Annotated in this window: 18 protein-coding genes; 9 read left to right on the top strand and 9 right to left on the bottom strand. The window is 68.1% G+C overall.

Going from position 1 to position 23,146, the window contains the following annotated elements:
- Positions 1-80 precede the first annotated feature (80 nt).
- Positions 81-1,862 (top strand): fatty acyl-AMP ligase, encoded by a 1,782-nt coding sequence (locus tag ACAG25_RS00705; RefSeq protein ID WP_370486383.1) that lies wholly within the window; start codon positions 81-83, stop codon positions 1,860-1,862.
- A gap of 13 nt (positions 1,863-1,875) precedes the next feature.
- Positions 1,876-2,655, top strand: coding sequence for an enoyl-CoA hydratase/isomerase family protein (locus tag ACAG25_RS00700; RefSeq protein WP_370486382.1), 780 nt, complete (start codon positions 1,876-1,878; stop codon positions 2,653-2,655).
- Here the strand turns inward: ACAG25_RS00700 and panB are convergent.
- Positions 2,652-3,491 (bottom strand): 3-methyl-2-oxobutanoate hydroxymethyltransferase, encoded by an 840-nt coding sequence (panB, locus tag ACAG25_RS00695; RefSeq protein WP_370486381.1) that lies wholly within the window; start codon positions 3,489-3,491, stop codon positions 2,652-2,654. The two genes, ACAG25_RS00700 and panB, sit on opposite strands and share 4 nt — an antisense overlap.
- Positions 3,492-3,650: 159 nt before the next feature.
- Here panB and ACAG25_RS00690 point away from each other — a divergent pair, with 159 nt between their 5' ends.
- From ACAG25_RS00690 to ACAG25_RS00665, 6 genes are all read left to right on the top strand, one after another.
- Entirely contained in the window at positions 3,651-5,042 is a 1,392-nt protein-coding gene (locus ACAG25_RS00690) for a wax ester/triacylglycerol synthase family O-acyltransferase (protein WP_370486380.1), read from the top strand.
- A gap of 62 nt (positions 5,043-5,104) precedes the next feature.
- Positions 5,105-6,640: an alpha/beta hydrolase gene (locus tag ACAG25_RS00685; protein ID WP_370486379.1), complete on the top strand. Its 1,536-nt coding sequence runs from the start codon at positions 5,105-5,107 to the stop codon at positions 6,638-6,640.
- A 77-nt stretch (positions 6,641-6,717) separates the two neighbouring features.
- Positions 6,718-8,217, top strand: coding sequence for an alpha/beta hydrolase (locus tag ACAG25_RS00680; RefSeq protein WP_370486378.1), 1,500 nt, complete (start codon positions 6,718-6,720; stop codon positions 8,215-8,217).
- Between the two features lie 71 nt (positions 8,218-8,288).
- Positions 8,289-9,629 (top strand): type I glutamate--ammonia ligase, encoded by a 1,341-nt coding sequence (gene glnA, locus ACAG25_RS00675; protein WP_370486377.1) that lies wholly within the window; start codon positions 8,289-8,291, stop codon positions 9,627-9,629.
- A 31-nt stretch (positions 9,630-9,660) separates the two neighbouring features.
- Positions 9,661-12,636: a bifunctional [glutamine synthetase] adenylyltransferase/[glutamine synthetase]-adenylyl-L-tyrosine phosphorylase gene (locus ACAG25_RS00670; RefSeq protein ID WP_370486376.1), complete on the top strand. Its 2,976-nt coding sequence runs from the start codon at positions 9,661-9,663 to the stop codon at positions 12,634-12,636.
- Positions 12,637-13,266: a PaaI family thioesterase gene (locus ACAG25_RS00665; RefSeq protein WP_370486375.1), complete on the top strand. Its 630-nt coding sequence runs from the start codon at positions 12,637-12,639 to the stop codon at positions 13,264-13,266. It abuts the gene before it with no gap.
- 8 nt (positions 13,267-13,274) lie between these two features.
- On the opposite strand, the gene ACAG25_RS00660 is transcribed toward ACAG25_RS00665, so the two are convergent.
- A complete protein-coding gene (locus ACAG25_RS00660) occupies positions 13,275-13,820 on the bottom strand; it encodes a DoxX family protein (protein WP_370486374.1) in 546 nt (181 codons plus the stop codon).
- Between the two features lie 197 nt (positions 13,821-14,017).
- Positions 14,018-15,454 (bottom strand): type I glutamate--ammonia ligase, encoded by a 1,437-nt coding sequence (gene glnA / locus ACAG25_RS00655; protein ID WP_370486373.1) that lies wholly within the window; start codon positions 15,452-15,454, stop codon positions 14,018-14,020.
- A gap of 147 nt (positions 15,455-15,601) precedes the next feature.
- Here glnA (ACAG25_RS00655) and ACAG25_RS00650 point away from each other — a divergent pair, with 147 nt between their 5' ends.
- Entirely contained in the window at positions 15,602-16,069 is a 468-nt protein-coding gene (locus tag ACAG25_RS00650) for an RDD family protein (protein WP_370486372.1), read from the top strand.
- Between the two features lie 6 nt (positions 16,070-16,075).
- Here ACAG25_RS00650 and ACAG25_RS00645 read toward each other — a convergent pair whose 3' ends face one another.
- Genes ACAG25_RS00645 through sucB form a run of 6 tightly spaced genes read right to left on the bottom strand, consistent with a single transcriptional unit; the run spans position 16,076 to position 23,036 of the window.
- On the bottom strand, positions 16,076-17,875 hold the full coding sequence (locus ACAG25_RS00645; RefSeq protein WP_370486371.1) for an amidohydrolase: 1,800 nt from the start codon (positions 17,873-17,875) through the stop codon (positions 16,076-16,078).
- A gap of 6 nt (positions 17,876-17,881) precedes the next feature.
- Positions 17,882-18,634 (bottom strand): DUF4191 domain-containing protein, encoded by a 753-nt coding sequence (locus ACAG25_RS00640; protein ID WP_370486370.1) that lies wholly within the window; start codon positions 18,632-18,634, stop codon positions 17,882-17,884.
- A 4-nt stretch (positions 18,635-18,638) separates the two neighbouring features.
- Positions 18,639-19,571 (bottom strand): lipoyl synthase, encoded by a 933-nt coding sequence (gene lipA, locus ACAG25_RS00635; RefSeq protein WP_370486369.1) that lies wholly within the window; start codon positions 19,569-19,571, stop codon positions 18,639-18,641.
- The gene (gene lipB, locus ACAG25_RS00630; protein ID WP_370486368.1) at positions 19,568-20,263 is read right to left on the bottom strand and encodes a lipoyl(octanoyl) transferase LipB; all 696 of its coding nucleotides are present in this window, start codon (positions 20,261-20,263) and stop codon (positions 19,568-19,570) included. Before lipB ends, lipA begins: the two co-directional genes overlap by 4 nt.
- 16 nt (positions 20,264-20,279) lie before the next feature.
- On the bottom strand, positions 20,280-21,191 hold the full coding sequence (locus tag ACAG25_RS00625) for a TIGR01777 family oxidoreductase (RefSeq protein WP_370486367.1): 912 nt from the start codon (positions 21,189-21,191) through the stop codon (positions 20,280-20,282).
- Between the two features lie 12 nt (positions 21,192-21,203).
- On the bottom strand, positions 21,204-23,036 hold the full coding sequence (gene sucB / locus ACAG25_RS00620; protein WP_370486365.1) for a 2-oxoglutarate dehydrogenase, E2 component, dihydrolipoamide succinyltransferase: 1,833 nt from the start codon (positions 23,034-23,036) through the stop codon (positions 21,204-21,206).
- Positions 23,037-23,146: the final 110 nt, after the last annotated feature.

Raw genomic sequence — 23,146 nt, 5'->3', positions numbered from 1 at the left:
CAGCTCTCAGTCACGGACTCGCCGAGGGAGGATCGCGCACCCTACCGGTGTTTCGTAAAGCAACCTCTTAGACTGTTCTTATGAGTCCAGAGATGAGGCTTGAGGACTATCTCGACCCCGAAGGCAATATCGCGATTCCGGCAGGTGTCACGTTGACGTCTTTCCTGGACCGCAACGTCGAGAAGTTCGCAGACGAGCCGGCCTACCGTTACCTCGATTTCGACCACGACCGCACCGTCGAGCTGACCTGGTCCGCGTTGGGCGCGCGACTGTGCGCGATCGGCGGGCGCCTGCAGCACCTGACGCGTCCGGGTGACCGGGTGGCGATCCTGGCGCCCCAGGGCGTCGACTACGTGGTCGCGTTCTTCGCCGCGATCCACGCGGGCACGATCGCGGTACCGCTGTTCGCACCGGAGTTGCCCGGCCACAGCGAGCGCCTCGAAGCCGTGCTCGACGACGCCGAACCGACGGTGGTGCTGACCACCACCTCGGCGGCCAAGGCGGTCGGCGACTTCCTGCGGACCCTGCCGCGCGACCGCCGGCCCCGCATGATCGCCGTCGATGCGGTGCCCGACACCGTCGGCGCGGGCTTCATGCCGGTACCCCTGGACACCGATGCCATCGCCTACCTGCAGTACACGTCGGGCTCGACGCGGACCCCGGCCGGTGTGGAGATCACGCACCGCTCGGCGTGCACCAACGTGGTGCAGATGATCATGTCGATCGGGCTGAAGTGGGACATCCGTTGCGTGAGCTGGCTGCCGCTGTTCCATGACATGGGGCTGCTGATGATCATGTTCCCGGCGCTGACGGGTGGTCACATCTCGCTGATGTCGCCGGTGTCGTTCGTGCGCCGTCCGTACCGCTGGATCAAGGAACTCGGCGCCACCGACAAGCCGATGTTCGCCGCCGCACCGAACTTCGCGTTCGAGCTGGCCGCCACCCGGGGTCTGCCGCCGAAGGGCGAAGAGCTCGACCTGAGCAACGTCGCCGGCCTGATCAACGGCTCCGAACCGGTCAGCATGGCGTCGGTCGAGAAGTTCATCGACGCGTTCGCCCCGTACGGTCTGCGCCCGTCGGCCATCAAGCCGTCCTACGGCATGGCCGAGGCGACGCTGTTCGTGTCCACCACGCCGATGGGTTCGGCGCCCAAGGCGGTCCACCTCGACCGCAACGAACTCAACGCCGGACGGGCGGTCCGGGTGCCGTCCGACCATCCCGATGCGGTGCCGCAGGTGTCCTGCGGACACGTCGCACGCAGCCAGTGGGCCGTGATCGTCGACCCGAACACCGAGGCCGAGCTGCCCGACGGGTGCGTCGGTGAGATCTGGCTGCACGGCGACAACGTCGGCCGGGGCTACTGGGGCCGCACCGAGGAAACCGAGCTGACGTTCGTCAACAAGTTGCAGACCCGTCTGCAGACCGGCAGCCACGCCGAGGGCTGCGCCGAAGGTGCGCACTGGTTGCGCACCGGCGACCTCGGCGTCTACATCGACGGCGAACTGCACATCACCGGCCGGATCAAGGACATGGTGATCGTCGACGGCCGCAACCACTACCCGCAGGACATCGAGGCGACGGTGGCCAAGGCGTCCCCGGCGGTGCGGTCGGGCTTCGTGGCCGCGTTCTCGGTGCCCGGCGCCACCGGCGAGGTCCTCGCGATCGTCGCCGAGCGGGCCGCGGGGGCGGGCAAGGTGGACGCCGCACCGGTCGCCGAGGCGATCCGTGCCGCGGTGTCGCGGACCCACGCGCTGCCCATCTCCGACATCAAACTCGTTGCCGCGGGCAGCATTCCGCGCACCACGAGCGGCAAGTTGGCGCGGCGGGCGTGCCGGGCGAAATACCTGGACGGCACGCTGTAATACAGTCCGGTGTGTGACTGACTACCAGACGCTGGCCTTCGAGAAGACCGGTGCGATCGCCCGTATCACGCTGAACCGTCCGGATGCCGCCAACGGCATGAACGGCACCATGACGCGGGAGCTGGCCGACGTCGCCGCCCGCTGCGACAACGCCGCCACCAAGGTCGTGGTGATCACCGGTGCCGGCCGGTTCTTCTGTGCCGGTGGCGATCTGAAGGACTTCTCGGTCGCCGAGAGCCGGGGCAGCCACGTCAAAGGGGTCGCCGACGACCTGCACCGCGCCGTCTCGAGTTTCGCGCGGATGGACGCCGTGGTCATCACGGCGGTCAACGGAACCGCCGCGGGTGCGGGATTCTCCCTCGCGGTGACCGGCGACCTGGTGCTGGCCGCGGACTCTGCGTCGTTCACCATGGCCTACACCCGGGTGGGGCTCAGCCCCGACGGCAGCGCGTCGTACTTCCTGCCGCGGCTGATCGGCATCACCAAGACCAAGGAACTGATGCTGACCAACCGCACCCTCACGGCGCAGGAGGCCGCCGAGTGGGGTCTGGTCACCGAGGTCGTCCCTGCCGACGGATTGGCCGCGCGCGCCGACGAACTGGCCACCCAGATGGCCGCCACCTCCGCCGGTTCCAACGGCGGCGTCAAGGCTCTGCTGCTGGACACCTTCGGCAACGGTCTGGAGCAGCAGATGGAACTGGAGTCCCGGCTGATCGCCCGGCGTGCCGACTCCGCGGACGGCCGCGAAGGCGTGGACGCGTTCCTGGCGAAGCGGAAAGCGGAGTTCGCTTAGAAGGAGTGCTCCTCGGCGGGGAACGTTCCACCGGCGACCTCGTCGGCGTACGCGACGGCGGCGCGGCGCAACTCGTCACCGACCGCGCCGAACCGCTTGACGAACTTCGCGGTCCTGCCGTTGGTCATACCCGCCATGTCCTGCCACACCAGCACCTGGGCGTCGCAGTTGGGGCCGGCGCCGATCCCGACGGTGGGGATGGTCAGCTTGCCGGTGATCTGAGTGGCCAGTTCGGCGGGCACCATCTCCATCACGACGGCGAACGCACCCGCCTCCTGCACGGCGATGGCGTCGTGGATCGTCTGCTCGGCCGCGTCGCCGCGCCCCTGCACGCGGAAACCGCCCAACCCGTTGACGCTCTGCGGGGTGAAGCCGATGTGCGCCATGACCGGGATGCCGGCCGCGCTGATCGTGGCGATCTGCTCGGCGACACGCTCGCCGCCCTCGAGCTTGACCGCATGCGCGCCGGTCTCCTTGAGGAACCGCGTCGCCGTGGCCAGCGCCTGCGCCGGGCCGCTCTCGTAGCTGCCGAACGGCAGGTCGGCCACCACCAGCGCGTGCGGTGCGCCGCGCACGACACCGCGCACCAGGGGGATCAGCTCGTCGACGGTGACCGGCACGGTGGTGTCGTAGCCGTACACGACGTTGGCCGCCGAGTCACCGACCAGCAGCACCGGGATCTGCGCGTCGTCGAAGATCGCGGCCGAGGAGTAGTCGTAGGCGGTCAGCATGGCCCACTTGTGGCCCTCGGCCTTCCACTTGTGCAGGTGATGGGTTCGCACCTTGACCCGCGGCTTGGGCGTCGCGGCGGCTCCGTAGACGGTGTGCTCAGACATGAGTGTCCCCTCGTCGGGTCGGTCGTTCGATCCTCGAGGCCGCAGACGGGTCCCCGGGTTCGCTGACAGTCCACCAGTCTGCCACCGTGGCCCGACCAGGCGAAGCCCCTGTTGAGTGGATTTGCTCACACCCGTCCGCCGCGCGCCTACGATTTCGTCATGCAACGGCTCAGCGGGCTCGACGCCAGCTTCCTCTATCTCGAAACCGCGGCGCAGCCGCTGCACGTGTGCTCCATCCTCGAACTCGACACCACAACGATGCCCGGCGGCTACACGTTCGACCGGTTGCGCGACGGGCTGACCCAGCGCATCAAGGCCATGCCGGAGTTCCGAGAGAAGCTGCTGGACAACCGATTCAATCTCGACCACCCGGTGTGGGTGGAGGACAAGGACTTCGACGTCGACCGGCACCTGCACCGCATCGGACTGCCGTCGCCCGGTGGACGCACCGAACTGGCCGAGATCTGCGGGCACCTGGCGTCATTGCCGCTCGACCGCACGCGTCCGCTCTGGGACATGTGGGTGATCGAGAACCTCGGTGGTGGCCCCGAGAACGGACACGGCCGGATCGCGGTGATGACGAAGGTCCACCACGCCAGCGTCGACGGCGTCACCGGCGCCAACCTGCTGTCGCAGTTGTGCTCGACCGAACCGGATGCGCCGCCCCCAGACCCGGTCGACGGACCCGGAGACGCGAGCGGTCTGGAGATCGCGGTCAGCGGCGCGCTGCGCTTCGCCACCCGTCCGCTGCGGCTGGCCAACGTGGTACCGGCCACCGTCTCCACGGTCGTCGACACGGTGAAGCGCGCACGCAACGGGCTGACCATGGCGCCGCCGTTCAGTGCGCCCAAGACCGCGTTCAACGCCAACGTCACCAGCCACCGCAACGTGGCGTTCGCCCAACTCGACCTCGAGGACGTCAAGACCGTCAAGAACCACTTCGGCGTCAAGGTCAACGACGTAGTGATGGCACTGGTCTCCGGCGCGCTGCGCCAGTTCCTCCTCGGCCGCGGCGAACTCCCGGACAACTCGCTGGTCGCCACGGTTCCGGTGTCGACGCACGACCGCTCCGACCGGCCCGGCCGCAACCAAGTGTCGGCGATGTTCTCCCGCCTGGAGACCGGAATCGAAGACCCCGCCGAACGCGTGCGGGCCATCGCCGAGGCCAATGGTGTTGCCAAACAGCACAGCTCGGCGATCGGGGCGACGCTGCTGCAGGACTGGACGCAGTTCGCCGCGCCGGCGGTATTCGGCGCGGCGATGCGGGTGTACGCCAGCAGCAAGCTCAGCGGGGCACGTCCGGTCCACAACCTGGTGGTCTCCAACGTGCCCGGACCGCAGATGTCGCTGTACATGCTCGGGTGCGAGGTCAAGGCCATGTATCCGCTCGGGCCGATCTTCCACGGCAGCGGCCTGAACATCACGGTCATGTCGCTGAACGGCAACCTCGACGTCGGCATCATCTCGTGCCCCGAACTGCTGCCCGATCTGTGGGACCTGGCCGACCAGTTCGCGCCTGCGATGGCCGAGCTGGTCGCCGCGACACGCTAGGCCGCTGCGGCGAATACCCGCCGTGCCAGCATCGATGCGCCGTCATGGCAGCATGTGGTGCCATGAGCCTCAAGACCGGGGTCGCGCGCAGCGGCCTGGCCCTCGCGGCGGTGGTGACCCTCGTCGCCGGCTGCAGCAACCTGGTGGAAGGCACGGCGGTCATCTCGGTGCCGCCGCCCGGATCGCCTGTCCAGTGGCAGTCCTGTGACGACGTCGCCCCCACCGACCAGGGACGGATCCCGCCCGATGCGGAGTGCGGGATGCTGTCGGTGCCGGTCAACTGGGACAACCCCGACTCCCCGGCCGGTGACGTCGCCCAGTTGGCGATGATCCGGTTCAAGGCCACCGGCGAGAAGATCGGGTCGCTGGTGATCAATCCCGGCGGGCCGGGCGAGTCCGGCGTCGACGCGGCGATCGGGATGATCGCGACGCTGCCGCAGGAATTGCGCAGCCGGTTCGATCTCGTCGGGTTCGACCCGCGCGGTGTCGCGCGGTCCACCCCGGCAGTGTGGTGCAACAGCGACGAGGACAACGACCGGCTGCGCGCCGACAACGTCGTCGAGTACACCCCCGAGGGGGTGGCCCACATGGAGAAGCAGACCCGCGAGTTCATCGACCGCTGTGTGGAGAAGATGGGCAAGGAGTTCCTGGCCAACGTCGGAACCGCCAGCGTGGTCAAAGATCTCGACGCGATGCGGGTCGCGCTCGGCGACGAGAAGCTGACCTATGTCGGATATTCCTACGGCACCCGCATCGGGGCCGGCTACGCCGAGGCGTACCCGCAGAACGTCCGGGCGATGCTCCTCGACGGCGCCATCGACCCCAACGCCGATCCGCTGGAAGCTGACGTCCGCCAGGCGGCCGCGTTCCAGCAGGCGTTCGACGACTACGCCGCCGACTGCGCCAAGGACTCCGACTGCCCGCTGGGCACCGACCCGGCCAAGGCCGTCGACGAATACCATTCGCTGGTCTGGCCGTTGGTCGACGAACCGGCAGAGACCTCCGACCCGCGCGGACTGAGCTACAACGACGCCGTCGTCGGCACCATCCTGCCGTTGTACTCGCCGACGCTGTGGCGGCACCTGACCGTCGCGCTGAGCGAGATCAAGAACGGTCGTGGCGACACCATGCTCGCGTTGGCCGATCTGTACATGGGCCGCGACCAGGACGGCCACTACGCCAACAAGACCGACGCCCGCATCGCGATCAACTGCGTGGACAAGCCGGCGATCACCGACCGCGACAAGCTGGTCGAACTCGATCGCCGCACCCGCGAAGCCGCACCGTTCATGGCCTACGGCGAATTCACCGGGTACGCACCGATGGGATCGTGCGCCATGTGGCCCGTCCCGATCACCACCGACCAGCGCGAGATCAAAGTCAACGGTCTGCCACCGGTTTTGGTGATCTCCACCACCAACGATCCGGCCACGCCCTACGAGGCCGGTGTGGACCTGGCCCGCCAGCTCGGCGGGACGATGCTGACCTACGAAGGCACCCAGCACACGGTCTCGCTGCAGGGTGACAAGTGTGTCGATGACATCGCGACCCGCTATCTGGTCGACCTGACACTGCCCCCGCCCGACACCCGATGCTGAGCGGCAGCTGAGACCTCGATAACGGCCGGGTCACCGTTGCGTTCCCGCGCGGCCCGGGGCGGCGTCGGCATGCAACGATGACAGCCATGCTTCGGGCGGGACGGATCTTGGCGGCGCTTGCCGTGTTCTCGGCAGTGCTGGTTCCGACCGCATCGGCAGCACCGGCCGCTCCGGCTGCGGCCTGGGGCTCGTGCGAGGGCGTCGTCAAAGAGGCCGCGCGGATCCCGACCGCACAGTGCGGCACCGTCTCCGTACCGGTCGACTACGCCAAACCGGAAGGCGCACAAGCACAATTGGCGGTCATCCGGGTGCCCGCGCAAGGAAACCGGATCGGCTCGCTGATGGTCAACCCCGGTGGTCCCGGCGCCTCGGCGGTGGACACTGTGGCCAGCATGGCGGCTGCGCTGGCGGGCGCCGACCTGCTCGACCGCTTCGACCTCGTCGGATTCGACCCGCGCGGAGTCGGTCATTCGACGCCGCAGCTGCGGTGCCGCACCGACGCCGAATTCGACGCGTTCCGCGCGCACTCCATGGTCGACTACAGTCCCGCCGGCGTCGCGCAGATCGAACGGATCCTCCAAGACCTCGCGCAGTCCTGCCTGGACCGGATGGGCCCGGAATTCCTCGCCAGCGTCGGAACGGCGACTGCCGCACAGGATATGGACGTCGTGCGCGCCGCGCTCGGCGACGAGCAGATCAACTATCTGGGTTTCTCCTACGGCACTCAACTCGGCGCCGCCTACGCCGCACGCCACCCCGACCGCATCCGGGCCATGGTCCTCGACGGCGCCGTCGACCCCGCGCTCGATCCGTTGACCAAGAGCCTCCGGCAGCAAGCCGGCTTCCAGCAGGCGTTCGAACGCTACGCCGCCGACTGCGCACAGTCGCCCGGTTGCCCGCTGGGCACCGACCCCGCCCGCTTCGTCGAACGCTTCCATGAACTCGTCGACCCGCTGGCCGAGAAGCCCGCCGCCACCAGTGATCCGCGCGGACTGAGCTACCAGGACGCACTGACCGGAACGGCCAGCGCGTTGTACTCACCGCGCTACTGGACATATCTGACCAGCGGGCTGCTCGGACTGCAGCGCGGCACCGATCCGGTGGATCTGCTGTTGCTGGCCGACGACTACCAACAGCGCGACCGCAACGGGCACTACAAGAACCGGCAGGACGCGTTCACCGCGGTCCGCTGCCTGGACGCGACCTTCCCGACAGACCCGGCTGTGTGGGCCGAGTTCGACCGCCGTAACCGCGCTGCCGCGCCGTTCCTGTCCTACGGCGAGTTCACCGGTCACGCGCCACGTGACGTGTGCGCGCTGTGGCCGGTGCCGCCCACCCCGATCGTGGGTCCGGCGACCGCACCCGGCCCCGGCAAGGTCGTGGTCGTGTCGACCACCGGCGACCCCGCCACCCCGTACCAGTCCGGCGTCGACCTCGCCCGTCAGATGGGGGCCAGTCTGATCACCTTCGAGGGCGCCCAGCACACCGTCGTCTTCAACGGCGATCGGTGCGTGGACAGCGCGGTGGTGGCCTTCCTGGTCGACTCGGTCACCCCACCGGCCGGACTGCGCTGCTGAGCAGCGCAGCAGGATTGCGCTGCTATCAGCGGTGTAACACAGAATTAACACCCGGAACCTAGGCTTCGAGCATGGATCGGCAGAAGGAATTCGTGCTGCGAACACTGGAGGAGCGCGACATTCGCTTCGTCCGGTTGTGGTTCACCGACGTGCTGGGATACCTGAAGTCGGTGGCGATCGCGCCCGCCGAACTCGAGGGCGCCTTCGAGGAGGGCATCGGGTTCGACGGTTCGGCCATCGAGGGATTCGCGCGGGTATCGGAAGCCGACATGGTGGCCCGCCCCGATCCGTCGACGTTCCAGGTGTTGCCCTGGGCCGACGGCTCCGGAAAGCCGCACTCGGCGCGCATGTTCTGCGACATCACGATGCCCGATGGTTCACCGTCGTGGGCCGACTCCCGCCACGTGCTGCGTCGCCAGCTGGCCAAGGCCAGCGATCTGGGCTTCTCGTGCTACGTGCACCCGGAGATCGAGTTCTTCCTTCTCAAGCGCGGCCCCAACGACGGCACCCCGCCCGAACCGGCCGACAACGGTGGCTATTTCGACCAGGCGGTACACGACGCCGCGCCGAACTTCCGTCGTCACGCCATCGACGCGCTCGAGCAGATGGGCATCTCGGTCGAGTTCAGCCACCACGAGGGCGCGCCCGGTCAGCAGGAGATCGACCTGCGCTACGCCGACGCGCTGTCGATGGCCGACAACGTGATGACCTTCCGCTACGTGGTCAAGGAGGTCGCCCTCGCCGACGGGGTGCGCGCGTCCTTCATGCCCAAGCCGTTCGCCGAACACCCCGGGTCGGCCATGCACACCCACATGAGCCTGTTCGAGGGCGAGAACAACGCCTTCCACAGTCCCGATGACCCGTTGCAGCTCTCAGCCGTCGGAAAGTCTTTCATCGCAGGCATTCTCGAGCACGCCAACGAGATCAGCGCCGTGACCAACCAGTGGGTGAACTCCTACAAGCGGCTGATCCACGGCGGCGAGGCACCGACCGCGGCGTCCTGGGGTGCGGCCAACCGGTCCGCGCTGGTGCGGGTGCCCATGTACACGCCGCACAAGGTGTCCTCCCGCCGGGTCGAGGTGCGCAGCCCCGATTCGGCCTGCAACCCGTATCTGGCGTTCGCGGTCCTGCTGGCGGCCGGACTGCGCGGCATCGAGAAGAACTACGTCCTGGCTCCCGAGGCCGAGGACAACGTCTGGACCCTCACCCCCGAGGAACGCCGAGCCATGGGATACAAGGAGCTGCCCGGCAGCCTCGGTGTCGCACTGGCCGAGATGGAGAACTCGGAGCTGGTGGCCGAAGCCCTCGGCGAGCACGTGTTCGACTTCTTCCTGCGCAACAAGCGGGCCGAGTGGGAGAACTACCGCAGCCACGTCACGCCGTTCGAGTTGAAGAACTACCTGTCTCTCTAGGCCACGCCACCGCTGCCGTAAATTCGACAAGATGGCCAGACCTTCGACCCAACGCCCCAGGTTGCCCGGCGTCGGTCGGCTCGGTCTGGTCCAGCCCAACGCGCAAGCCGACCTCGATGAGCTGGGTTGGAACACCGAGGCACACGTCGAGTTGCTGTGGTCGCTGTCGCGCGCCCCGGATGCCGACTCGGCGCTGCTGGCGATCATGCGGCTGCGCGAGGCGCTGGAATCCGGATGGCCGGAGCTCGACAAGGCTCTGCTGAACGACCGCAGTCTGCGGGGGCGGCTGTTCGCCGTACTCGGTTCGTCCCTGGCGCTCGGAGATCACCTGGTGGCGCACCCGGATTCGTGGCGGTTACTCGCCGGCGACGTCGCGCTGCCCGATCGGGACGGACTGATCGACGCGTTCCGCGACACGGTCGACAAAGCGGACCCGCAACCCTCGGTGGTACCGGCCCTGCGCAGGCTCTACCGTGACCGGCTGCTGGTGCTGGCCGCGCTCGACGTGGCGTCCACCGTCGAGAACGAACCCGTCTTGCCGTTCACCGTCGTGGCTGAACACTTGTCGGATCTGGCGGACGCCGCGCTGGGAGCGGCCCTGCGGGTGGCGTCGAAATCGGTGTGCGGAGACGATACGCCGCCGGCGCTGGCGATCATCGCGATGGGCAAATGCGGTGCCCGCGAACTGAACTACGTCAGCGACGTCGACGTCATCTTCGTCGCCGACGACGATGCCCACAGCAGCCTGGCGACGGTGACCCGCATCGCCGGCGAACTGATGCGGCTTTCCGCCGACGCGTTCTTCGAAGTCGACGCGGCGCTTCGCCCCGAAGGCAAGCAGGGACAGCTGGTCCGCACGTTGGATTCGCACGTCGCTTACTACCAGCGGTGGGCCAAGACGTGGGAGTTCCAGGCGCTGATGAAGGCTCGGCCCGCAGCCGGTGACGCCGAACTCGGCGCCCGCTACATCGAGGCGTTGATGCCGATGGTGTGGACGGCCTGCGAACGCGAGGACTTCGTCTCCGAGGTGCAGGCGATGCGCCGCCGGGTCGAGCAACTGCTTCCGGCGGAAAAGCGTTCGCGCGAAATCAAACTCGGCACCGGCGGGCTGCGCGACGTCGAATTCGCGGTGCAGCTGCTGCAATTGGTGCACGGCCGCAACGACGAGTCGCTGCACGTCGCGTCGACGGTCAACGCGCTGGCCGCTCTGGGGGAGGGCGGTTACATCGGCCGTGACGACGCGGCGAACCTGACCGCGTCGTATGAGTTCCTGCGGCTGCTCGAACACCGGCTGCAGCTGCAACGCCTCAAACGCACCCACATGCTTCCCGAGGCCGACGACGACGAGGCGATGCGGTGGCTGGCCCGGGCGGCACACATGCGACCCGACGGCCGGCACGACGCCCTCGGGGTGCTCCGCGAAGAACTCAAGCGGCAGAGCCACCGCGTGTCGCGGCTGCACGCCAAGCTGTTCTATCAGCCGCTGCTGGAGTCGGTGGGACCCGACCAGCTCGGGCTTGCCGGCGGGATGAATGCCCAAGCGGCCGAACGTCAGCTCGCCGCACTGGGTTACGAGGGCCCACAGAGCGCGCTGACCCACCTGCGGGCGCTGACCAGCGGTAGCAGCCGCCGCGGCCGCGTGCAGCAGGTCCTGCTCCCGACGCTGCTGGACTGGCTGTCCGACACACCTGATCCCGACGCCGGTCTGCTGAACTACCGGCGCCTCAGCGACGAGATGGCCGACCAGCGCTGGTTTCTCGGCACGCTGAGAGACGAAGGGGCCGTGGCCAAACGGCTGATGCACGTGCTCGGCACCTCGGCCTACATCCCGGATCTGTTGATGCGGGCGCCCGAGGTCATCCAGCTCTACGCTGACGGGCCCAACGGGCCCAAGCTCTGCGACGTCGACACCGAGGCGGCGGCGCGGTCGCTGGTCGCGTCGGCGGCACGGCACGACGACCCGCTACGGGCGATCGCCGCCGCGCGTTCGTTGCGGCGGCGGGAACTGGCCCGCATCGCCTCGGCCGACCTGCTCGGCATGCTCGAGGTGACCGATGTGTGCAAGCAGCTGACCTCGGTCTGGGTGGCGGTGCTGCAGGCCGCGTTGGATGCCGTGACCCGGGCGAACACCCCTGAGCAGGGTGCGCCGGGACGGCTGGCGGTGATCGGGATGGGGCGTCTGGGCGGCGCGGAACTCGGATACGGCTCGGATGCCGACGTGCTGTTCGTATGTGAGCCGGAGCCCGGGGTCGAGGAGTCGGTGGCCGTGCGCTGGGCGACGACCGTCGCCGAGCAGGTCCGCGCACGGTTGGGCACACCGAGCGCGGACCCGCCGCTGGAGGTCGATGCCGACCTGCGTCCCGAAGGCCGAAACGGCCCATTGGTACGGACATTGGCGTCGTACGAGGCGTACTACTCGCAGTGGGCGCAGCCTTGGGAGATCCAGGCGTTGCTGCGTGCGCACCGGGTGGCCGGCGACATGTCGCTGGGCGAGCGCTTCCTGCTGATGGTCGACAAGACGCGTTACCCGGCCGGTGGCATGTCCGCCGAGGCCATGCGTGAGATCCGCCGCATCAAGGCGCGTGTGGACGCCGAGCGACTGCCGCGCGGCGCCGATCCGAACACGCACACCAAGCTGGGGCGCGGGGGATTGGCCGACATCGAGTGGACCGTGCAGCTGCTGCAGCTGCGGTTCGCTCATCGGATCCCGGCGCTGCACAACACCTCGACATTGGAGACGTTGAACGCCATCGGCGCTGCCGAGCTCATCGCCGAGGGGGACGTCGAGCTGCTGCGCGATGCGTGGCTGACGGCCACCAAGGCGCGCAACGCGCTGGTGCTCGTGCGTGGCAAGCCGACCGATCAGCTGCCGGGACCGGGTCGTCTGCTCAACGCGGTTGCGGTTGCGGCGGGTTGGCGTGACGGCGACGGCGGGGAGTTCCTGGACAACTATCTGCGGGTTACGCGAAGGGCGAAGGCCGTGGTACGGAAGGTTTTCGGAGGCTGAGTGGACGTCGCGTTCGAGACGATCAGTGACGAGGAATACGCGAAACAGCGTCGCTCCTACGACCCGCTGACCGACGCACTGCGCAAACTGATCGACGTCGGGATCCACACCGAGGTCGACGACGACACCGTGGCGGAGGCGCTGGCGCATCTGCAGGCCGCGACCACGCTCCTGGAGCAGCGGCGGCGCTCCGGCAGGTCCACACTCCGGCACGCAGACACCGGGCGGCCGGTGGCGTGGGCGAATCCCGCTGTGGGACTGCGCAATGCGATCGCTCCGCCGATGATCATCGAGCATGAGCCCGACGGCAGCTGCTGGAGCGAGTTCACACTCGGGCCGGCCTACGAGGGTCCGCCGGGGTGGGTGCACGGCGGGATCTGCGCGCTGGTGCTCGACCATATTCTCGGTGAGGCGGCCAGCGAAGGGCTGATCGTGCCGAAGTTCACCGGCACCATCAGCGTGCGCTACCTGCGCGGAACGCCGTTGGGGCCGCTGCGCGCCGAGGCGTTCGTCGAACGCTCCGAGGGCGTAAAGACTTTCGCCCGCGGCTATCTGCTCGATGCGCAGGGCGCCACCGTGGAAGCCGAAGGCGTCTTCATCAAACCCGGGTGGGCGCGCGACGCGGGCTGAACCCGTGGCTAGTAGCGCGGTCTGCGGAACCGGCTCAGCAGACCGCCGCGACGGACCGGCTGCTGCACGGGCGTTGCGGTGACCGGGGGAGCAGCGGTCCCGGTGACGACCCGGTTGCGTCGTACGCCGGAGCCACCCGCGACCTCTCGTCGTCCGTCGACCGACCACGCACCGGCACCGAGGGTGGCCAGCAGCAGGAAGCCGAAGCAGAAAAGGATGGTGACTTCTCCGCGGTTCTCGGTGGGCCAGAAGCTGGCGGGTTCACCGCCGAGGATGCCCCAGTGCTTCCAGAAGTACGCCACGGCCATCTGACCGGCGGCGATGAAAGCCGCGATCCGGGTGAAGAAGCCGACGGTGATGAGGAGTCCGGTGATCACCTCGATCAACCCGGCCCACCACAACGGCCAGGAGCCGACGGGAACCGCTTCGCCGACGGGCCAACCGAACAGTTTGATGGTGCCGTGCACAGTGAAGAGCAGACCGAACATGATGCGGAAGATGCTCAGCATCGGTGACGAGTATGCGGCGAGGCGCGCGTCGAATCCCTGAACCATAGGGCGACGTTACTCGCGGGAGGCTGCCTCGAAAAGGCTAATGCGGTACAGCCCGCGGCTAACGCCTCGCGAGCAGACGCGAAAGCCCCCAGAATCCGGAGATTCTGGGGGCCTGTGCGTCTGCTCGCGCAGAAAAGGCGAGCCGACTTATACGTCGCGTCGGCGAGCCGACTTATACGTCGCGTCGGCGAGCCGACTTATACGTCGTAGTACAGCGAGAACTCGTAGGGGTGAGGCCGGATCTGGATCGGCATGATCTCGTTCTCCCGCTTGTAGGAGATCCAGGTCTCGATCAGGTCCTCGGTGAAAACGCCACCCTCGGTGAGGTATTCGTGATCCTCCTCGAGCTTGTCGATCACCGCGGACAGCGACGTCGGCGCCTGCGGGATGTTGGCGGCTTCCTCGGGCGGCAGCTCGTAGAGGTCCTTGTCGACCGGGGCCAGCGGCTCGATCTTCTTCTTGATGCCGTCGATGCCCGCCATGAGCATGGCCGCGAACGCCAGGTACGGGTTACCCGAGCTGTCGGGGCAACGGAACTCGAGGCGCTTGGCCTTCGGGTTGTTACCGGTGATCGGGATACGCACGCAGGCGGAGCGGTTGCGCTGGCTGTACACCAGGTTGATCGGCGCCTCGTAGCCCGGCACCAGGCGCTTGTAGGAGTTCACCGTCGGGTTGGTGAACGCCAGCAGCGACGGCGCATGGTGCAGGATGCCGCCGATGTAGTGGCGGGCCAGATCCGACAGGCCGGCGTATCCGGACTCGTCGTGGAACAGCGGCTTGCCGTCCTTCCACAGCGACTGGTGGGCGTGCATGCCCGACCCGTTGTCGCCGAACAGCGGCTTGGGCATGAAGGTGACGGTCTTGCCGGCCTTCCACGCCGTGTTCTTGATGATGTACTTGAACAGCAGCACATCGTCGGCCGCGTGCAGCATCGTGTTGAACTTGTAGTTGATCTCGGCCTGACCGGCGGTGCCCACCTCGTGGTGACCGCGCTCCAGGATGAACCCGGCATTGGTGAGGTTGGTGGCCATCTCGTCGCGCAGGTCGACGTAGTGGTCGTACGGGGCGACGGGGAAGTAGCCGCCCTTGGGGCGCACCTTGTAGCCGCGGTTCGGGCTGCCGTCGGCTTCCAGCGGCTCGCCGGTGTTCCACCAGCCCGACTCCGAGTCCACCTCGTAGAAGGTGCCGTTGATGCGGGAGTCGAACGTCACCGAGTCGAAGATGTAGAACTCGGCCTCGGCGCCGAAGTACGCGGTGTCGGCGATACCCGTGCTGGCCAGGTAGTTCTCCGCCTTACGGGCCACGTTGCGCGGGTCGCGGGAGTAGGCCTCACGGGTGAACGGATCGTGGACGAAGAAGTTGATGTTCAGCGTCTTGGCCGCCCGGAACGGGTCGATACGCGCAGTCGCAGGGTCGGGCAGCAGCATCATGTCCGACTCGTGGATGGACTGGAAGCCGCGCACCGACGAACCGTCGAAGGCGAGTCCGTCCTCGAACACGCTCTCGTCGAACGCCGACGCCGGGATCGAGAAGTGCTGGACGACGCCGGGCAGATCGCAGAACCGGACGTCGACGTACTCGACGTTCTCGTCCCTGATCAGCTTGATGATGTCGTCGGCGGTCTGTTCTGCCACTGCTTGTTCTCCTTTGACTTTGGTAGTCCGCCGGTGACGGTATGGACACGATGTTGCACGGCAGTCAAGCCCATGTTGCGTAGACGTTACGCGTCGTGGACCCCGTCCGGACTGGGTGCTGTCCGGTAGCCCACCTATCCTGACTGCATGGCCCGCGGTTCCGGTTCAGGTTTCCGATCTTGGCTTTCCGGACCGGACGCCCCGGGTCCCGGAAAGTATCCCGGCGAACGCCTCGGTCTGCCGGCCGACGGGCCCGGTTCGATCGCGCGCTTCGGCCGACGGGTGGCCGCGCTGCTGACCGACTGGCTGGTGTCCTACGGTCTGGCGACGCTGGCGATGGCGTTCGGGCTGATCAGCTACGGCGCTCTGTCGACAGCCGTCCTGGTCGTCTGGCTGGTGTTGGGTGTGCTGTCGGTCCGGCTGTTCGGTTTCAGCCCGGGCCAGTGGGCGCTCGGGTTGAGAGTGGCCTCGGTGGACAATCGCACCCACGTCGGCAGCGGCCGCGCACTGGCGCGCGGGCTGCTCATCACCCTGGTCATCCCGGCACTATTCACCGACTCCGATCTGCGCGGCCTGCACGACCTGGCGACCAAGACGGCCGTGGTGCGCCGCTGAACCGCTCTACTGCTGGTGGCGGATGACGCCGTTCATCATCGTCATGGTGACCGCGGTGGCACTGATCTCGCGGGGATCGACGTCGAAGATGTTCGCGTCCAACGCGATCAGATCGGCGAGCTTGCCGACTTCCAGTGAGCCCACCTTGTCGTCGAGCCGCAGCTGGTAGGCCGCCCCCAAGGTGTTGGCATGCACCGCCTCGGCAACCGTCAGCTTCTCGTCGACCGGTGCGAGCACGGGGCCTTGGAGATCCCCGATCAGCTGGCGGGTGACCCCGATCTGGATGGACTCGAGCGGCTTGTAGGTGGAGAAGTAGCCTGCGGCCGGCCAGTCGGTGCCCAGAGAGATCCGGCCACCCGAATCCAGCACCCTGCGTGGGCGGTACAGGTTGTCTTGGCGCGGTGGTCCGTAGCGTGCCGCCATGTTCTCCAGCGTGTCCGGGTCGCCCGACATCCAGTTGGCGGAGAACTGCGCCACCACACCGAGCTTCGCGAAGCGTTCGCTGTCCGGATCCTCCACGTACACCAGATGCGCGATGGTGTGGCGACGGTCCCGGGGCGGGTTGGCGTCGAGGGCCGCTTCCACCGCATCGAGTGCCACCCGCGCGGTGCGTTCCCCGCACGCGTGGATGTGCAGATCCATTCCGGCGGCGTCAACGTCGGCGACGAGTCGGTGCCACTGCGCCTCGGTGAACGGGGACGCACCGATCGAATCCGGTTTGTCGGCATAGGGTTCGAGCAGCCAGGCGGTGTAGCCGCCCTGGGTGCCGTCACCGACGATCTTGACGACGTGGGCCGACACCAACTCCGACGCGATCTCCTCGCGGATCCGGCCGGCCTGGGCCACCACGTCATCGACCGGAGCCGCCTTGACGCTGTAGGACGCGACCACTCGCATAGGCAATGCGCCGCGGACCTCGGCGTCGGTGTAGAGGGCCAGCAGCGCGCCCTGGTCGTCGCCGATAGGCGGCACCCCGGCGTCGAACACCGACGTGATTCCCGCCGCGGAGGCGCGCGGCAGCCACTCGGTCAGCAGCGTGCCCATCGCCTCGACGGAAATCGGCTCGATCGCGTCGACGAGCCCCAGTACCGCCGGGACCTCGAGCACGTAGCCGGTCGGTTCGCCGTCGGCGTCGCGCGCGTAGTAGCTGAAACCGGGGACCGGGTCGGGTGTCTCGCGAGTCACGCCGGCCATCCGCAGCGCCGCGCTGTTGGCCCACATGCTGTGGCCGTCGATCGCGAAGAAGAAGCCGGGACGGTCGGGCAGCACTGCGTCGAGTTCGGTGCGGGTCGGGCCGTCGGGGCCGAACATGTCGACACGCCAACCGAATCCGCGTACCGGGCCGTCGGGGTGCTGGTCGGCATAGGCGGCGATGGCGGCCAGGGCGTCGGCCCCGGTGGGTACCTGGAGGTCGACGCCGGCGGTCATGAAGGCCCCGACGAACGGGTGGATGTGGCCTTCGACGAAGCCGGGCAGCATCAGGCGGCCCTGCATGTCGACGACGCGGGTGTCGGCGCCGGCCAGTGCCAGCGCGCCGGCGTCATCACCGACATAGGAGATCCGGTTGCCCGAGACCGCGATCGCCTGCGCCCACGGTTGAGCGTCGGAAACGGTGTAGACGCGCGCGTTGTGGAAGACGAAATCAGCGTCGGAGTCGTCCGGGGCTGCCGGGCCGGGCGTCGTTGCGCAGGCGGTGGCCGCGGCTGCGACGGCGGTCACGGCCGCGACGTGCAGGACGGTGCGACGTGTCAGCCGTCGGTGCCCGAAGCGTGCGAAATGTGGAGCCCATTCACACGCGGTGCACACGAAACGTCACCGTCGCCGAACGGTGCGCTGCACCCCACGCATCTTGGCATTGGCCGGCAGCGGACCCTTCGGCATGGCCGCCGGACCCACCTTGGTGCCCAGCGCCGCGAGCCGGGACTCCAGCGAGTCCATCTGCTTGACGGTGATGTTGGCCGGCAACTTGTTCAGGTGCCGCTCGAGCTTGGCCAGCGGAACCTCGTCCTCGCCGTTGCCGATGATGATGCTGTAGATCGGGGCGTCACCGACCAGCCGCGCCGTGCGCTTCTTCTCCTGCGCCAGCAGGGGTTTGAGCCGGCTGGGGGAGCCCTCGGCGACGAAGATGACCCCGGGACGACCGATCACCCGGTGTACCGCGTCGAAGTGGCCCGTGGCCGCCACCCCGGGGGTGACCCGCCACTTGCCGCGCAGATTGTCCAAGGCCCAGGCCGCCGCACCCGTCTGGCCTTCAGCCTTCTTGTAGACGGACCTCTGCGCCCGGCGGCCGAAGATGATGAAAGCCACCAGCGCACCAAGCACGATCCCCAGCGGGATCAGCATGAACATCGTGAAACCGCCGGCGTAGAGACCGGTGGCCACCGAGGCGCCCACGATCCCGACGAACGCCAGGATCATGTACGGCAGGAGGCGCTTGTCCTCTTTCCGTTGGATCTGGAACGCCTGCCACAGTTGACTGCGCCGCTGCTTGGACGCCGCCTTGCGGGCGGCCTTCGCCTCGGCCTTCGCCGCCTTCGTCTCAGCCGGGTTACGCCTCTTCGCCATTGCTTCAGGATACGGGCGGCCGCGAGGCCACCGTCTGCGCATACAGCTTGCCGGCCCGGTACGAGGAGCGGACCAGCGGACCGGCCAGCACCCCGGCGAAACCGAGCGACGTCGCGTAGTCCTGGTGCTCGACGAATTCGTCCGGATGCACCCACCGTTCCACCGGATGGTGACGCGGCGAGGGCCGCAGATACTGGGTGATGGTGACGATGTCGCAGCCGGCGTCGTAGAGGTCGCGCAGGGCCGAGCGCACCTCCTCGGGCGTCTCGCCCATACCGAGAATCAGGTTGCTCTTGGTGACCAGACCGTCCGCGCGGGCCATGGTCAGCACCGACAGGCTGCGTTCGTACCGGAACCCGGGACGGATCCGCTTGAAGATGCGCGGCACGGTCTCGACGTTGTGCGCCAGCACCTCCGGCCTCGCGGCGAACACCTCGCCGAGCTGGTCGGGGTCGGCGTTGAAGTCCGGGATCAACAGCTCCACACCGGTGTTGGGGTTCAGCGCCTTGATTTGGCGGACCGTTTCGGCGTACAGCCATGCGCCGCCGTCGGGGAGGTCATCGCGGGCGACACCGGTGACCGTCGAGTACCGCAACCCCATCGCCTGCACGCTCTCGGCGACCCGGCGCGGCTCGTCGCGATCCAGCTCGGCGGGTTTGCCGGTGTCGATCTGGCAGAAGTCGCAGCGCCGCGTGCACTGCTCGCCGCCGATCAGGAACGTGGCCTCGCGGTCCTCCCAGCACTCGAAGATGTTCGGGCAGCCGGCTTCCTCGCACACCGTGTGCAGGCCTTCGCGCCGCACCAGGCTTTTGAGTTCTTTGTACTCGGGCCCCATCTTGGCCCGGGTTTTGATCCACGGCGGCTTGCGCTCGATGGGCGTCTGGGCGTTGCGCACTTCCAGACGCAGCAGCTTGCGGCCGTCGGGAGCGATAGTCACTTGACCGAGTCTACGCGTGCCGTTGTCGCCGCTGCGGTGACGATGCGGCCGTCCAGAGCGTCGGAAACCGCCTCGGCGACGCGGTCGGTCACCTCGGCGACGCTGACCTGACGGCCCAGCTCTGCAGTCAGCGACGTCACCCCGGCATCCGAGATCCCGCACGGCACGATCGCCCCGAAGGCCGACAGGTCGCAGTCGCAGTTCAGCGCGAAACCGTGCAGCGTGGTGGCGCGGGCCACCCGGATCCCGATCGCGGCGATCTTGCGCGGTCGCGGCGAGCCGGCGTCGACCCAGACCCCGGAGCGGTTCTCGACACGGCCGGTCGCCACGCCCAGCTCGGCGCACACCGTGATCAGCGCTTCCTCGAGGCGGCGGACGAAGTCGACCACGTCCATCGGTTCGGCCAGCCCGACGATCGGATAGCCGACCAGCTGACCCGGACCGTGCCAGGTGATCTTGCCGCCGCGGTCGGTCTCCACCACGGGCGTGCCGTCCACCGGCCGCTCCTCGGGCAGCGTGCGCCGACCGGCCGTGTAGACCGGCGGATGCTCGAGCAGCAGCAAGGTGTCCGGCCCGCCCTCGGCGCGGGCGGCGGCCACGTCGCGCTGGATGTCCCAGGCAGCGACGTAGTCGACGGTGCCCAGGCGCTCCACCTGAATCGGCGCGTCGTCCGCGCGAACCGAAACGGCCATGGATCCGACGCTACTCTCAGTCGCTGCCGGGGGCCGTGGCGAACGCCAGTGCCTCCCCGATGGTGTTGTGGTGGAACGAGAAACCCGCATTCTCGAGGGCGGCGGGGATGGCCCGCTGACCGCTGAGCACACCCTCCTGGGCGAACTCACCGAGCACGGTGCGCAGCGCGAAGCCCGGCACGACCAGCGCGGTGGGCCGATTCACGGTACGTCCCAACGCGGTGGTGAATTCGGCGTTGGTGACGGGCGCCGGTCCAGTGAAGTTCACCGGACCGGACAACTCGTCGCGGTTGATGGCGAACAGCAGAGCGCGCACCTGATCTTCCAGGCTGATCCAGGACATGTATTGACGACCATTGCCCAGCCGCGCACCCAACCCCAACCAGAACAGCGGCTTGATGCGACCCAGCAGACCCCCCGACTGGGCCATCACCAGCCCGGTGCGCGCCAGCACCACCCGCACGCCCTGGGTCGCCGCCGCCGCCGTCGCCGCCTCCCAGTCGACGGTCAGCCGCGCCAGGAAGCCGTCGCCGGGCCCGACGGTCTCGTCGACCGGTGTGCTGCCGGTGTCGCCGTAGTACCCGACCGCGCTGGCGTTGATCAGCACCGGCACCCCGGTCTCGGCCACCGCGCGGGACAGCACCTCGGTGGGGCCGATGCGGCTGTCGCGCAAGCTCTGTTTGAACGCCCCCGACCACCGTTTCTGTCCGACATTGACACCGCACAGGTTGACGACGGCGTCGACTCCGCGCAGCGCCTCGGCGTCGAATTCGCCGGTGTCGGGATTCCAGAACACCTCGTCGGCGTTCATCGGAGCCCGTCGGACCAGACGCAGCACCCGACGATCGGTGGCGCGCAGCGCGTAGACCAGCGCCGTACCGATCAGACCCGACGACCCCGCAACCGCGATGACCGAATCTGATGGCATCGACACCCGCCCCTACAGCCCCAGGTCGGCCTCGAACGCGCCTTCTTCGAGCCGCCGTTTGATCGTGGTCAGGAACCGTCCGGCGTCCGCGCCGTCGATCAGACGGTGGTCATAGGTCAGCGGCAGGTAGCTCACCGACCGGATGCCGATCGACTCGTTGCCGAACTCGTCGACGATCACCCGCGGACGCTTGACGATTGCGCCGGTGCCCAGCATCGCCGCCTGCGGCGGCACCAGGATCGGCGTGTCGAACAACGCGCCCTGGCTGCCGATGTTGGTGATCGTGAACGTGCCGCCGGCCAGCTCGTCGGGCTTGAGCTTGCCCGAGCGGGCCCGCGCCGCGATGTCGGCGATCGCCCGCGCCAGACCACCCAGCGACAGATCACCGGCGTTGTGGATCACCGGGGACAGCAGACCCTGCTCGGTGTCGACGGCGATCCCGAGGTGCTCGGCGTCGTAGTAGGTGATCTCCTTGCTGTCCTCGTTGTAACTGGCGTTGATGTTCGGGTGGATCTTCAGCGCGTCGATCACTGCGCGCGCGATGAACGGCAGGTACGTCAGATTGACGCCCTCGCGCTCGGCGAACTGCGCCTTGGCCTGGGCGCGCAGAGCCACGATCTTGGTCATGTCGACCTCGTGGGTCTGCGTCAACTGTGCGGTGGCCTGCAGCGACTCACGGGTCTTCTTCGCCGTGATCTGACGAATCCGGTTGGCCTTCTTCGTGGTTCCCCGAAGATGCGCCAGCGCACCCTCCGGGATCGGCGCCGCGGCCGACGTCTTGGCCGACGGTGCGGAACCCGCTGCGGCGGCCGGGGCTTTGCCGGCGTCCTTCTTTTCCTCGGCCGCGGCGAGCACGTCCTGCTTGCGGATCCGCCCACCCACACCGGTGCCCTTGACCGACGCCAGATCGACGTCGTGCTCGGCGGCGAGCTTGCGCACCAGCGGGGTGACATAGGGCGCGGAGTCACCCGATGACGCGGCCGGCTTGGGCTCCGCCTTCGGTTCCGGCTTGGGCTCGGGCTTGCGCTCCGGCTGCGACTTGGGTTCGGGCTTGGCCTCTTCCGACGGCTTCGCCGACGGTTTCGTCTGCTTCTCCGGCTCGGGCTCGGGCTCGGGCTCCGGCTCGGGTTCCGGCTCGGGCTCGGGTTCCGGTTCGCTGTCGCCGGACTCACCGTCGGGCTCACCGATCTTGGCGAGCTCACCACCCACCTCGACGGTGTCGTCTTCCTCGGCGGTGATCGACAGCAGCGTTCCGGCGACCGGTGAGGGGATCTCGGTGTCGACCTTGTCGGTGGACACCTCCACGAGCGGCTCGTCGACCTCGACGGTGTCGCCGACGCTCTTCAGCCACCGCGTCACGGTGCCCTCGGTGACCGACTCACCCAGCTCCGGCATCAGCACCGGCGTCGCCGATCCCGAGCCTCCGCCCGACGAACCCGACGACTTCTTCGCCGGGGCGGGCTCGGGCTCGGACTCCTCGGCCGGTTCCTCTTCGGCAGTCTCGTCCTCGGAGCTGTCGTCGCTGTCGGAGGCGGGTTCTTCGTCGGCAGGTTCTTCCTCGACGCCGTCGTCTCCGGACGAATCGCTGTCGTCATCGCTGCCGCCGTCATCGTCACCGATGACCGCCAGCTCGCCGCCCACCTCAACGGTGTCGTCTTCCTGGGCGATGATCTTTTTCAGCACACCCGATGCAGGTGACGGGATCTCGGTGTCGACCTTGTCGGTCGACACTTCCAGTAATGGCTCATCTTCCTCGACGGTGTCACCCTCCTGCTTCAGCCAGCGGGTGACGGTCCCTTCGGTGACGCTCTCACCGAGTGCGGGCATCTGAACGGAGATGGCCATGTGTTGTGGCTCCCTTGCACGGTCGATCGCAGTGGTCGAAGTCTCGCTTACCCATCCTGTCACGTTCGGCCACAGCTTTCGCCGCAGACATAGGTTCTGGTTGCTCTGGC

The organism is Mycobacterium sp. pV006 (genome assembly GCF_041287115.1).
In the GTDB taxonomy this organism is placed as follows: Bacteria; Actinomycetota; Actinomycetes; order Mycobacteriales; family Mycobacteriaceae; genus Mycobacterium.
Note: the sequence above shows the minus strand (reverse complement) of the source record. Positions and strands in the feature narration are given on the sequence as shown.